Below are 13,223 nucleotides of genomic sequence, written 5' to 3' on the forward strand. Positions count from 1 at the left end.
GCAACCTCCCCGACGGACCCAGTTCTCTCTACCGATTATAACGCCCGCAAGGGCGCTCCGTGACGCCGAGAAGCCCTTTTTCTAACGCACCAACGGCAGCACGTCGCTGGGCGTAAGCGGATAGAAGGTCATGATCACGACTGCTACCGTGCATATGCCGGCGCTCAGCCAAGCAAGCGGGACGAACGGCCGTACGTCTCGCACCCGATGCTGCGTCTGCGAATACATTGCAAACACGACCTTAGCGTAGGCGTACAGCGAAATCGCCGTACCGACGATCAGCAGCGCGGCCATCCAAACGTAGCCGGCTCCGACGCTCGAGGACAGGATCAAGATTTTTCCGAGGAAGCCGGCGGTGGGCGGCAGTCCCGCCATTCCGATTAGGAAGAACGTCATCGAGGCAGCCAGCCAGGGGCGGCGCTGTGCCAGCCCGGCGTAGTTGCCAAGCCACGAGCCTTCTTCCCCTCCACCCGACATCGCGGCAGCGACCGCGAACGCCCCGAGGTTCATAAACGAATACGCGACCAGGTAATACATGGCGTAGCGCAGCCCGAGGGCCGTCGTGCCTGCCATTGCGGTGAGAATATACCCGACCTGTGCGATGCCGGAATAGGCCAGCAGCCGCTTGAGATCGTGCTGCGCCAACATGCCGACGTTGCCGGCAATCATCGAGATCCCAGCCACGATCCAGATCGGCAACAGCACCGCCCCGGCGGCCGCCGACGGCAACGCGGCATACGCGAATCGAGCGAAAACTGCCAACACCGCGGCTTTGGTTGCCACGCTCATGAACGCGGTGACCGGCAACGGCGCGCCTTCGTACACATCGGGCGCCCACGTATGGAACGGAACCAAACTCATCTTGAACGCCAAGCCGACTAAGAACAAGCCGGCACCTAACCAAAAAATCGGACTGGACGCCAACGCCGGATTCACGAAATCGGCGAACTGCACGCTACCGGTCGCGCCGAAGAGCAGACCCATTCCATAGAGCATGAAGCCCGACGCAGTCGAGCTGAGGATCAAGTATTTGAGCGCGGCCTCGCGCGCGGTCTTGCGATCGACGAGACCGCACAGACAATACAGCGCCAGCGAAAGCAGTTCGAGGCCGAGGAAGACCGTCATGAGATTGGCGGAGCCGGCCATCAGCATAGCGCCGCACGCGCTCCACAACATCAAGGCAACGGTGCCGCCGAGCACTTCTTCGTCACCGAGGGCTCCATATAAGACGAGCGATCCGGCCAACGCGATCAGAACGACGATTTCGAAGACGGATGTAAAACCGCCGGTGAGAAATCCGCCGAAAAACGTACTGCGATCGTGACCGTATTGACTCGCCGCGAATCCGGCCGCGGCGGCGGCTCCGGCCAGCCCGATGGCGATGTTCAGATAGCGCGGCGCGTGCTTACGCGAAAAGAGATCCGCCACCAGCACCAGCAGTCCGGCGACGCCGACGATCCCGATCGGCAGCAGCGCCAACCAGTCGCCGGTCGTAAACGGAAGCGCGATCACTTCGGAATCCCCGCAAATGCGGCCATGATCGCGTGCGGCTGCACGCCGACGATGACCAGCGCGGCCAACAGCGGCGCGACCGCTAATCCTTCGAGCCAGTTCATATCCGGACGTATCGGTAAATCGTCGACCGGGGGACCGTTCATTACATCCTGATACAGGCGGATAAAGTATGCCGATGCGAGGACGATCGCGACCAACGCGACGATCGCGGCCCACAGTCCGCCGGCCTGGTAGACGCCGATCAGAATCACGAGCTCGCCCGCAAAACCGGCCAAGCCGGGCAAACCGAGTGCGGCGACGCACGCAATGCAAAACGCCCCCGCCATGCGCGGATTGTCGCGGCCGAGTCCGCCAAGCCGCAGGACCGAACGCGTTCCTTCACGCTCCTCGACGTACCCCAACAGCAGAAACAGCGCGGCCGAAAACAGTCCGTGCGCGACCAGATACACCATCGCGCCTTCGAGCGCGACGCGATTACCGATTGCGACGGCGATCAGAATCAAGCCTAAGTGCGAAAGCGAAGAATACGCCACGATGCGCTTCGCGTCGTTCGCGACCAGCGCCGCAACGGCTCCGTACAACAACGAAATCGCGCCCAGCACGATGAGCAACGGTGCGTACTCGTGCACGTAGTCCGGTAAGAACGCTAGCCCGATCGCCAGGAATCCGTACAAGCCGGCTTTGGACTGCACCGCGGAAACGACGGCGACCATCGGCGATGGTAAAGCAGAGTACGTCAACGGCATCCACGTGTGCAGCGGCCACACCGGCGTTTTCACGAGAAACGCTATTGCAAAGCCGGCAAAGATCCACGGAGCCCACGCGCCGGCGAGATGCACGTCGGTACGGCCGATGACGTCGGTCGAACCGTAAATGACGCCGAACGCGGCGGTTGCCATCAGCAACAACAAGCCGCCCGCAAAGTTGTAGATGAAGTAGCGCCAGGCCGTGGCCGGATGCACGCTCCACCCGATCAATCCGAGGAAGACCGGCACGAGCATCAGATCCCAAAACAGTGCAAATGCCAGCAGATCGCGCGAGAGAAACAATCCCAGCATCGCGCCTTCGAGCACCAGCATCCACGCGACGAAGCCGCGCGTTCGCGGCACGTTAGTGACCGCGATGGCGCATGCCGTGCAGAGCGCCAACAACAGTGCTAGCCAAAATGAAACGGGCGTTGAGCCAAAGTGAAATGCCGCTTCGAACGGGCGGGAAAGCCAGCGGAAACTCCACTCCTGGTCGACACCCGCGATGGTCATGACGAACGTGGCAACCGCGACGATCGTTCCGAGCACGCGCGAAATCCGATTGTCGTCGCGTGGTAGCGCGCACAGCACGCCGGCACCGACGAACGGCAGCAGAATGGTCGCAAGTACCAGCATCAGTGCGTTCCCACGGCGGCGATTGCGTAGTACACGATAAAGCACGCTGCCCCAAACGCCAGGACGAGTGCGTACGCACGCACGAGCCCGGTTTCGAAGGAACGCATCAACGTTCCCAAGCCGCGCGCGACGGTCGCCACCTCGCGAACCGCGCCGTCGATCACGTGTGGATCCACGAAGCGGGTGAAGGCGGCTCCAAGCCACGTCGACGGCCGCACGATCAACACGTCGATGGCTTCGTTAAAGTAGAACAGGTGCGTCAAGACCGGCGGAGTGCCGAAGGTCTCCGCACGCAGACGTTCGACCGCGTTCGCGAGCGCGGCGCCGGTGGCGTAGCGGCTATATGCGGCACCGAATCCCGCGAGCACGAACAGCAGCACGATGCCGGATGCGACGAGTTCGGAAACCGGCGCTGCGGGCAACGCTTGCAAAGGGAATTGCGGCGCGAAGTATTGCGACCACAGCGAATGCTCGCCGCCAAACATCAACACCGCGCCGATCGCTACCGTTGGAACGATCAATACTGCAACCGGTAGCCCCATCAACCACGCCGGCGGATGATGGTGCGACGCTGCGTGCGACGGCACGGCAGTCTGCGGACGAGCGATACCCAATTGCGCCGGATCGACATCGCCACGATAGTTGCCCAAGAACGTGACGAACAGCAGGCGGAACATATAGTACGCCGTGATGCCCGCCGTTAGTGCGCCTGCGAGCGCGAGCCACGGATGTCCGTGCTCCAACGCTCCGTAGATCACTTGGTCCTTCGAGAAGAATCCGCTGAGCGGCGGAATGCCGCAAATCGAGAGCACGCCGGTAAGAATCGCCCAGAACGCCAGCGGCATGCGTTTGCGCAAACCGCCCATACGCCGCACGTCTTGTTCGTCGGCCAGCGCGTGAATGACGATACCGGCGGCCAAAAAAAGCTGCGCTTTAAAGAATGCGTGCGTAAAGAAATGTGCGACGCCGCCGGTGTACGCGCCGACGCCGACGCCCATGATCATGTAGCCGATCTGCGACATCGTCGAGTAAGCCAGGATTCGTTTGATATCCCACTGCACGCAGCCGAGAATGCCGCCGGCAACCGCCGTCAAACCGCCAATGACCCCGGCCAGTTCTTGTGCGTGCGGACTGGCGCTCCACAGCGGAGCGCAGCGCGCGATCAAATAGACGCCGGCCGTGACCATGGTGGCCGCATGAATCAGGGCCGACACCGGCGTCGGGCCTTCCATCGCGTCGGGCAACCAGGTGTGAAACGGAATCTGGGCCGATTTGGCCGCCGCACCGATAAATAGACCGATGCAAATCGCGAAGAGCAATCCGGGACCGTACGAACCGGCTGCCGCGAATCCGTCGCCGTACCCGATCGAACCGGTCACCGAGAAGATCGCGAAAATCGCAAACATAATGCCGGCGTCGCCGGCGACGTTGATAACCAGCGCTTTACGCGCCGCGGCCACCGCCGACGGGCGCTCGAACCAGAATCCGATCAGGAAATACGATGCGAGGCCGACGAGACCCCAACCGACGAGCAGCCCGACAAAGTTGTCGGACAACACCAGCGTGAGCATCGCGAACACGAAAAAGTTGAGATAGGCGAAAAAGCGCGCGTTGGCGCGATCGCCGTCCATATACCCGATCGAATACAGATGGATCAAGAAGCCGACACCGGTGACGATCAAGGTCCACAGCAGCGACAGCGGATCGAGCAGCAATCCAAAATCGAAGCTACCCGGCATCCACGATCCGAGCATCTGGCGCGCGCCGAGCGCGCTACCGGCATGTTGCGTACCGGCCGGCCACGATATGACGGCCAACACGAACGAAACGCCGAGGATCGCACTGGCGAGCCACCCGGCGCGCGCGCGCAACTGTGGGCCGAACGCCCAGCAGAGAATCGCGCCGGCCAGCGGCAGCAACCAGAGCGCGACGATCGCCGGATACGACCCGTCGACGCCGAGAATATGATGCACGCCGCTCATCCGCGCAACAACCTAATATCGTCGACGTCGACGTGCCGCTCGGAACGGAACGTCGTGACGACGATCGCGAGGCCGATCGCAGCCTCGGCCGCTGCCACAGTAATCACCAGAAACGCGAAGACCTGTCCCGCGTTGGCCACCCACGATCTAGCGTAGGCGATAAAGAGCAAGTTGGCGGCATTGAACATCAGCTCTATGCTCATCAACATCACCAGCGGATTGCGACGCACCACGACGCCCGCAACGCCGAGAAAGAACATGACCGCCGACAGTCCTACGTAATCGGCAATAGGCACCGGCACGTCAGTCTCCTCCCCGCAGAATCGCCTCGCGGTTCGAGCGTTCGACTTGCTCGGCGTGACGGCGCGTTGGGACGAACGGGCCGCGATCTCCGGCCAACATCACGACCCCGATGACGGCGACCATCAGAATCAAGGCGGTGACTTCGAACGGCAACAGATGTACCGTGAATAAGGCTTTGCCGAAGTCAGCGACGCTGCCGAAGACGTTTGCGGTTCCGACAGGTCCGAGCGTCGACGTACCGCTCGCGGAAACGAGCGTGCCGCGTTGGGTCGAGGCGGCGTACGTCAAAAAACCGAGCGCGCCGAGTAAGATGATGGTTGCCGGAATCCACACGCGCGGCAACCGGTTCGGTCCCATCGAAAATGGAGCGACGCCGCTGCTGAGCAACGCGATCACGAAAACGAACAGAATCAGGATCGCACCCGAATACACGATGATCTGCATCACGGCCAAAAATTCGGCCGAAAGCGTCATGTAGAGTGCGGCGAGCGCTGCGAAGTTGGCGAGCAGTGCGACGACGCTGTAGACCGGTTTCCGCGCCGAAATCGTCCATACCGCGCTGGCAATGACGAACGCGGCTAAGAACCAGAACGCGATCATCCCGCCAGCCCCTTGCGCTGGGTCTTGAGAATTTCGCCACGGAACGTCGCGGAGTACCCTTCGGCGACGTCGGTCGTGGACTTGATTTCCGCCACGCGACCTAAATCGCCGGGGATCCCGCCGGGACGCTCGTCAGGCGCGGCGCCGACACCCGCATCGGGCGGCACGAGTAGACGGTTCTTATCGTACACGAACGAACCGCGACGGTAGTCGGCCATTTCGAAACGCGGGGTAAGCACGATCGCGTCGGTCGGACACGCTTCTTCGCACATGCCGCAAAAGATGCATCGCAGCTCGTCGATCTCGTAGCGCGCGGCGTACCGTTCGCCGGGCGAGCGCCGTTCGTCCGGAGCGTTCTCGGCACCGATCACGGTGATTGCATTGGCCGGGCACGCGCTCGAGCACAATTCGCAGCCGATGCAGCGCTCTTTGCCATCGTCGTAGCGGCGTAATTCGTGCAAACCGTGGAAGCGCGGCGCGTGCTGTTTTTTCACCGTCGGGTATTCGATCGTCGGCCGCTTTTTGAACATGTAGCCGAACGTAATCGAAAAACCCCTGAGAATCGCGCCGACGTTGTAGAGATTTTTTCTCACGTTATCCTCGCAGCGCCACGATGACGGCGGTTACCACCAAGTTTAGCGTCGCGATCGGCAGCAGCACTTTCCAGCCAAACGCCATCAGGCGGTCGTAGCGTAGTCGTGGAAGCGTCGCGCGCAGCCAAATGTAAAAGAACATGAAGCCGGCGACCTTCATCAAGAACCAAATGACGCCCGGCACCATCGTCAAACCGAACGGCGCGTTCCAGCCTCCGAAAAACAGCAGCGTGGCGATACACGAGACGGTCAGCATATTCACGTACTCGGCGATGAAGAACAAACCGAAGCGCAAACCCGAATATTCGGTGTGAAACCCGGCGACGAGTTCGGTTTCGGCCTCGACCAAGTCGAACGGCGTGCGGTTGGTTTCGGCCACCGCCGTGATCACGTACACGACAAACCCGACGATTTGCGGCACGAAGAACCACCAGCGGTTTTGGGCTGCCACGATTCCATCGAGCGACGTCGTGCCGGCGAGAATCAGCACGCCGATAAACGACAAAGACATCGCGAGTTCGTAGCTGATCATCTGCGCGGTCCCGCGGATGCTGCCTAACAACGGATACTTCGAACCGGAGGCCCAGCCGCCTAACGAGATACCGTACACGCCGATCGACGTAATCGCGAGAATAACGAGAATGCCGGCGTTGACGTTGCCGATCGCCCACGTTCCCGCGGACGACGAACCGAACGGAATGACCGCGTATACCGCAAAGGCGGTCAACAGCGAGATGAACGGCGCAAGCCGGTAGATCAGTGGATCGGCAGTTGCCGGCGTCAGATCTTCCTTCAGCATGAGTTTCGCCGCATCGGCGGCCGGCTGCATCAAGCCCCACGGTCCTACGCGATTCGGCCCGGGGCGCAGCTGCATCCAGCCCAACACTTTGCGTTCGGCCAACATGGAATACGCGAACGTCGTCATTACGACGACGAGCAGTACGATCGATTTCACCAAAACGACCAGCCACAACGGCGCGGCATTGACCGTGTCGACGACTCCTTGCATCAACGCGCCACCACGGCAGAGAGCCCCGCATCGTTGCGCGCCTCGAGCGTGGCCACCGTCGGATCGTTGCGCCACGTACCGCCGCCCGACAAGATGCGCGGTGCGCTGGACGGAGCATCCGGCGATTGCTCCCAAGCGAACGGTCCGGAACCGAAGCCGAACGAGTCGGACGTCGCTGCGGCGCTCTCTGCAACCGCGCGTTCCAGCGTTTCCTGCGACGGCAGATCGACGTCCAGCGACTCCGCCAAGCCGATCAACATCTCTAAATCCGAAAGTACGCCGGCCGGCGCTTCGATGGACGCACGAACGTCGAGGACCGCCCCGGTGAGCGCGGTCGTCGTCCCAAATTTTTCGAAGGCGCCCTTGGCCGGCAGCACGAGGGTCGCCAGCTGTGCGGTTTCGGTGACGAACAGTTCGCTCACCGCCAAGAACGGAATCGCAGACAGCGTTTGCGCTATGGCTGCTCCATTGGCGGCGTTGCGAACCGGATTAACGCCGAACAGCGACAGCACGTCGAGTTTCCCGGCCGCTGCGTCTTCGAACATCTGCACCGCCCCGCGCGCTGAATCTTCGGGACGATAGCCGGGCCGCGCGTTGGGCAACATGCCCATGGCTTCGGCGCCGCGCGCGTTGCCTTGTTCGCTCGCGATGTAGGTTCGTACACCGGCAATGCCTGCAAACGCTTGCGCGAAGGCGCGTCCGACGGCAGCGTCCACACCGTCCCAAATCAATGCGACCCGTTCGACGCCGTCCGGAAGCGAAGCGCGCGCTCGTGCGGGATCGTCCTCGCGAATCAGCGTGGCGTTGCCATGCAAGCGCGCTTTACGTACGCGCAACCACATCACGGGCGCCAGTTCTTCGGGCGAGCCACCGGCGATGACGATCGCCTGCGCGTTCTCCAGCTCCTCGTACGTCCCGCCGTTTACGCCCGGCGTGGCCTGCCGTTGGCGACCCGCTCGCCAGTCCAAATTGGGCGTGCCGAACTCGCGAAACACGTGCTGCAACACATACGCTTCCTCGTTGGTCAAGCGTCCGCCGCCGATCGCCCCGGCGCCGTTGGCACCCAAACGCTCGCGCGCCGAACGCAACGCTTTCGCCCACAGGGCAAAGGCGTCGTCCCAGCCGATTTGCACGAACGTGCCGTTCTTCTTATACAGCGGTTGCGTTACGCGCTCTGGCGAGTTGTAGAAAGCGATATTGTAGCGTCCGCGATCGCACAGCCAGCCGTCGGACACGGTGTCGTCTTCGATCGACATCGTGCGCAGCAACGTTCCGTACCGAACGTCGGCAAACTCCCCGCAGCCAACCGCACATTGCGTGCACGTCGTTTTCGTACGGTTGAGATCCCAGGGACGCGACTTGAACCGATAGGTCTTGGACGTCAACGCACCGACCGGACACAATTCGGTGACGTTCCCCGTGAAGTTGTGTTCGTACGGACGATCGGTGGCCGTTGCAATGATATCGCCGGCGCCGCGGTCTTTTACGACCAGTTGGCGCTCGTCGGCGATGATATCGTCGAATCGCACGCATCGTTGACACACGACGCAACGTTCTTCATCGAGCACGATGGTCGGACCGAGATCGACGGCCTTCGGCTTGCGCGTCTTCGGGTCGACGACGTCGGACGTCGGTCGCGCGTACGCCATTGCGTAGTCCTGAAGATCGCACTCGCCGCCTTTGTCGCAAATCGGACAATCGAGCGGATGATTGACCAGAAGTAGTTCGAGAATCATCGCGCGCCCCGCATCCACGCGCTCACCTTGGGTTCGCACCACCATGCCCTCGGCGGCCGGCGTGTTGCAGGCGATCTGCAGCTTCGGCATACCGTCGATTTCGACCAAACACACGCGGCACAGACCGGCCGGCCCGAGCTTTGGGTGATAGCAGTACACCGGAATTTCTTGCTTGACGGTTTTCGCCGCTTCGACCAGCAACGTGCCCTTCGGGACGGAAACCGGAACGCCGTCGATCGTCAGGTTGACGTTCATGCGGTCACCGGTTGCGGCACGCCCGAAACGCGCGACGCAAATTGCTCGGGAAACTGAACGATGACCGATTTGAGGAACGGCTCGATCGAATCGCCCAACGCGCACAAATTCAAACCGGTGATCGTCGACGATACTCGCAGCAGCATGTCGATATCGCCGGGAACGCCCTCGCTATGCACCAAGCGCTCCAATACCCGCTCGAGCCAGTGTCCGCCTTCGCGACAGGGCGTGCATTGGCCGCACGATTCGTGCGCGAAAAATCGCACCAAATTATACGCGGCTTTCACAAAGTCAGTCGTATCGTCGAAAACGACGAACGCGCCCGACCCCAGCATCGACCCGGCCTTGGCCATGTTTTCGTAATCGTATGGCAGATCGAGATGCTCCTCAAAAATGCACGCCGACGAACCGCCGCCGGGTTGAACCGCCATGAACGAGCGACCCGCGCGCAATCCTCCGGCGATATCGATAATTTCTCGTACGGTCGTTCCGAGCGCGACTTCGTAGTTGCCGGGCTTTTGCACGTGACCCGAAACGGACACGATTTTGTAACCTTTGCTGCGCTCGGTGCCGACCGCAGCGAACCACTCGGCCCCGCGTTCGAGGATCGGCACGAGGTAGGCGAGCGTTTCGACGTTGTTGACGACGGTGGGCTTACCGTATAAGCCGGCGATGGCCGGAAAGGGTGGTTTGAGCCGCGGCTCGCCGCGCTTACCCTCCAGCGAGTTGAGCAGACCGGTTTCTTCGCCGCAGATATAGGCGCCGGCGCCCCGATGTACCGTGACTTCGAGGTCGAAGCCGGTGCCGAAAATATTCGAACCGAGCATGCCGGCAGCGCGCGCTTCTTCGACTGCTGCCGAGAAAATCTCGTATCCGCGCTTGAACTCGCCGCGAATATAGATGTACGCGTGATGGCACGCGATGCCATACGAACCGAGCAACATGCCTTCGAGCACCAAGTGCGGCGCTTCTTCGATCAGCATGTGATCTTTGAACGTGCCGGGTTCGGCTTCGTCGCTGTTACACACCAAGTACCGGACGTTTTGGTCGGTCGGAAGGAACGACCACTTCTTTCCCGTCGGAAAACCGGCCCCGCCGCGCCCGCGTAGTCCGGAACGTTCCGCCAGATCCAGCACGTCGGACGGCTTGAGTTCGCGCACCGCGCGCTCCCATTGCTTGTACCCGCCGCGATCGCGATAGACGGAGATGTCCCGGAGGTCGGCCTCGCCGATGCCGGCGGTCAATACTTTAGTGACCGGCACGTTCGCCCGCTTCTTCCCGTTCGACGACATCGACCACGCGCTTCGAATCCGTAACCGCGCGTTCGCGAGTTCCGCGGAAAAAATCGGAATCGCCCGCGACGATCCGATCCAGCATAATGATGCCGCTCTTGTCACCAACGCCGCCCGCGTTGTTCGGGCTCTCGACGCCTTGCGCTCCCGGCGACTTGCGACCCGTCGACACTTGGTCGTCGGCACGCAGGCGCCAGGTGCGAGCGGGCGCTGCGGTCTGCGAGGCAGGCGCGACGCCGTAGGTTCCGGCGCGCATCGAATCGAGCATCGCCTCGATCTTGTCTGGCGTCAGATCGTACACGAACTCGAGATTTACTTGCATGCACGACGCTCGATCGCAGGCCGCCAAACATTCGACTTCTTCGTACGAGAACACACCGTCCGAGGTCGTTTCTAAATGACCGACACCGAGACGTTCGCGGAAGTATGCCATGACGTCGTCCGCGCCGTTGATCGCGCATGCTAGGCCGCGGCATGGCTGCAGCATATACCGGCCGACCGGTTTGCGATACAACAGCGTGTAGAACGATACCGTGCCCTCGGTTTCGGCCGGCGTAATCGACAGCATGTCCGACACCGCTTCGATCGCGTCCTGGCTGACGTAGCCTTGTGCTTCTTGAAAGAGATGCATGAGCATCAGCAACGCCGAGCGTTTTTCTTCGTACCGACCGATGATGGTCTCGCACTGCGGCTGCAGACGGGCGCGTAGCGCGGCGAAATCCGTCGTGCCGTTCACCGGTCGACCTCGCCGAAGACCGGGTCGAGCGAACCGAGGATCACGACCAGATCGGCAATCAGATTGCCCGGGGCCAAGCTCTTGACCGATTGCAAATTGTACATGCTCGGCGGCCGCGTGCGGATACGATACGGGCGGTTTTCTCCGTTGCTCACGACGTAATAGCCGAGCTCTCCGCGCGGCGACTCGACGGCCTGATACACGTCACCCGGCGGCACCCGGAACCCTTCGCTGACGACCTTGAAGTGGTGGATCAAGGCTTCCATCGACAACGCAATCGTCTCTTTGGGCGGCCCGGCAACCTTTGGATCGTCGATCATCACGGGACCGGGTTGGTTTAGGCGCTCGCGTACCTGTTTGAGGATGCGATGCGACTGCTCCATTTCGTCGAGACGCACGAGAAAGCGCGCGTAGGCGTCGCCTTCGTCGCGTACCGGAACGTCGAAATCGTACGTTTCGTAACCGGTGTACGGAAATGCCTTACGCACGTCGTAGGCGATGCCGCTGCCGCGCAGGCTCGGGCCGGTGACGTTCCATTGCAGCGCTTCTTCGGGCGAGAGTATTCCGATGCCGATGGTGCGATCTTGAAAGATCGGATTGGCCTGCAGCAGGCCGCGCAGATCGCGCATGCGCCCGGGGAATTTGGTGAGAAACGCGTCGAATTCGTCGTTGAATCCGGCCGGCAGATCGCCGTTAAGGCCACCCACGCGAACGTAGTTTGGATGCATGCGCGCGCCGCCCGACGCTTCGGACATGTCGAGAATGTTCTCGCGCAAATCGAAGCAATAGAAAAACACGGAAATTGCTCCGAGATCGATGCCGTGCGTTCCGAGCCAGACGCAATGCGACGCGATGCGCGTCAGCTCCATAACCATCACGCGGATGTCGAGCGCGCGCTGCGGTATGCGATCGCTGATACCCAGCAGCTTTTCGACGGCAAGCGCGTAGCACAACGAGTTAGACTCGGGCGCGAGGTAATCCATGCGCTCGATGACGGTTTGGGCTTGCGACCAGAAGAGATTTTCGGCCGTCTTCTCTATGCCGGTGTGCAGGTAGCCGATCTCCGGCTCGGCCTTCACAACGCTCTCGCCCTCGATCTCGAGAACGATTTGCAAAACGCCGTGAGTCGATGGATGCTGTGGCCCCATCGACAACACCATCGCGTTGCCTTCTTGCGAAACTATTTCCGGCGTTAGCACCTGGGTGGAAAGGCTCACGTTGCGTTCCCCTCGCGGGCGCGCTTCACTTGATCTTGCAACGCCGCAAGCGTTTCACCCGACGGCGGCGTTCCGGCTTGCACGTTGCTCTTTAACGCGAACGCGGGACGCGGAGAGCGTTCGGCCGCCGCACCGCGAACCGGGTAGTCCTTGCGCAGTGGATGGCCCTCCCACGTGTACGGCATTTGAATGCGCCGCAAATCACGATGACCGTCGAACACGATCCCAAAGAGATCGAATACTTCGCGCTCGGCCCAGTCGGCCGACTTCCATAAGTCCATCACGGATGGAAGGTGCGGCTCGTCATCGGGCACGCCACAGAGGATGCGAACGCGTTGCGGTTTACCGATCGTTTCGGGCGTCGCGCGCTGCGGAGCGAGACGCAACAGATGATAGACCACGTCGAACCGCGGCGTGCGTCCCAAATAATCGACGGCCCCGAGGTCGAGCAGCATCGCATAGCCATCGGCTTTGAGCGCTTCGAGGCGAGCGCGCAGCGCGGCGATTTCTACTCGTTCGATGACGGCGTCATCGATATCCGGACGGAGCGCCGTCGGATCGAGCGCGGCTCCTGCGAGGGGCGGCGTTTGCGTGCTCGGCATG

Annotated in this window: 12 protein-coding genes; all 12 read right to left on the bottom strand. The window is 61.6% G+C overall.

What is annotated here, in order from left to right:
- Positions 1-81: 81 nt before the first annotated feature.
- Genes VGF98_08330 through VGF98_08385 form a run of 12 tightly spaced genes read right to left on the bottom strand, consistent with a single transcriptional unit; the run spans position 82 to position 13,222 of the window.
- Positions 82-1,512: an NADH-quinone oxidoreductase subunit N gene (locus tag VGF98_08330; protein HEY1681625.1), complete on the bottom strand. Its 1,431-nt coding sequence runs from the start codon at positions 1,510-1,512 to the stop codon at positions 82-84.
- Positions 1,509-2,897, bottom strand: a complete 1,389-nt coding sequence (locus VGF98_08335; GenBank protein HEY1681626.1) for an NADH-quinone oxidoreductase subunit M — start codon at positions 2,895-2,897, stop codon at positions 1,509-1,511. Before VGF98_08335 ends, VGF98_08330 begins: the two co-directional genes overlap by 4 nt.
- Positions 2,897-4,870, bottom strand: a complete 1,974-nt coding sequence (nuoL, locus tag VGF98_08340; protein HEY1681627.1) for an NADH-quinone oxidoreductase subunit L — start codon at positions 4,868-4,870, stop codon at positions 2,897-2,899. Before nuoL ends, VGF98_08335 begins: the two co-directional genes overlap by 1 nt.
- Positions 4,871-4,875: 5 nt before the next feature.
- Entirely contained in the window at positions 4,876-5,181 is a 306-nt protein-coding gene (nuoK, locus tag VGF98_08345) for an NADH-quinone oxidoreductase subunit NuoK (GenBank protein ID HEY1681628.1), read from the bottom strand.
- 1 nt (position 5,182) lies between these two features.
- A complete protein-coding gene (locus tag VGF98_08350) occupies positions 5,183-5,782 on the bottom strand; it encodes an NADH-quinone oxidoreductase subunit J (protein HEY1681629.1) in 600 nt (199 codons plus the stop codon).
- Positions 5,779-6,375 (bottom strand): NADH-quinone oxidoreductase subunit NuoI, encoded by a 597-nt coding sequence (nuoI, locus tag VGF98_08355; protein HEY1681630.1) that lies wholly within the window; start codon positions 6,373-6,375, stop codon positions 5,779-5,781. The genes VGF98_08350 and nuoI overlap by 4 nt, the downstream gene beginning before the upstream one ends.
- A gap of 1 nt (position 6,376) precedes the next feature.
- On the bottom strand, positions 6,377-7,384 hold the full coding sequence (gene nuoH / locus VGF98_08360; protein HEY1681631.1) for an NADH-quinone oxidoreductase subunit NuoH: 1,008 nt from the start codon (positions 7,382-7,384) through the stop codon (positions 6,377-6,379).
- Positions 7,384-9,375 (bottom strand): molybdopterin-dependent oxidoreductase, encoded by a 1,992-nt coding sequence (locus tag VGF98_08365; GenBank protein HEY1681632.1) that lies wholly within the window; start codon positions 9,373-9,375, stop codon positions 7,384-7,386. Before VGF98_08365 ends, nuoH begins: the two co-directional genes overlap by 1 nt.
- Positions 9,372-10,637 (bottom strand): NADH-quinone oxidoreductase subunit NuoF, encoded by a 1,266-nt coding sequence (nuoF, locus tag VGF98_08370; GenBank protein HEY1681633.1) that lies wholly within the window; start codon positions 10,635-10,637, stop codon positions 9,372-9,374. The genes VGF98_08365 and nuoF overlap by 4 nt, the downstream gene beginning before the upstream one ends.
- Positions 10,624-11,403, bottom strand: coding sequence for an NAD(P)H-dependent oxidoreductase subunit E (locus VGF98_08375; GenBank protein ID HEY1681634.1), 780 nt, complete (start codon positions 11,401-11,403; stop codon positions 10,624-10,626). The genes nuoF and VGF98_08375 overlap by 14 nt, the downstream gene beginning before the upstream one ends.
- Positions 11,400-12,620, bottom strand: coding sequence for an NADH dehydrogenase (quinone) subunit D (gene nuoD, locus VGF98_08380; protein HEY1681635.1), 1,221 nt, complete (start codon positions 12,618-12,620; stop codon positions 11,400-11,402). Before nuoD ends, VGF98_08375 begins: the two co-directional genes overlap by 4 nt.
- Positions 12,617-13,222 carry an NADH-quinone oxidoreductase subunit C gene (locus tag VGF98_08385; GenBank protein ID HEY1681636.1) on the bottom strand — a complete coding sequence of 202 codons (606 nt, stop codon included), beginning with the start codon at positions 13,220-13,222 and terminating at the stop codon, positions 12,617-12,619. The genes nuoD and VGF98_08385 overlap by 4 nt, the downstream gene beginning before the upstream one ends.
- Between the last annotated feature and the right edge of the window lies 1 nt (position 13,223).

The sequence above is a fragment of the Candidatus Tumulicola sp. genome (assembly GCA_036490475.1).
Lineage (GTDB): Bacteria > Vulcanimicrobiota > Vulcanimicrobiia > Vulcanimicrobiales > Vulcanimicrobiaceae > Tumulicola.

Bases quoted from the DNA above. Each gene is read 5' to 3' on its own strand.
- VGF98_08335 (HEY1681626.1), bottom strand. From the start codon at position 2,897: ATGCTGGTACTTGCGACCATTCTGCTGCCGTTCGTCGGTGCCGGCGTG.
- VGF98_08350 (HEY1681629.1), bottom strand. From the start codon at position 5,782: ATGATCGCGTTCTGGTTCTTAGCCGCGTTCGTCATTGCCAGCGCGGTA.
- nuoH (HEY1681631.1), bottom strand. From the start codon at position 7,384: ATGCAAGGAGTCGTCGACACGGTCAATGCCGCGCCGTTGTGGCTGGTC.
- VGF98_08365 (HEY1681632.1), bottom strand. From the start codon at position 9,375: ATGAACGTCAACCTGACGATCGACGGCGTTCCGGTTTCCGTCCCGAAG.
- VGF98_08385 (HEY1681636.1), bottom strand. From the start codon at position 13,222: ATGCCGAGCACGCAAACGCCGCCCCTCGCAGGAGCCGCGCTCGATCCG.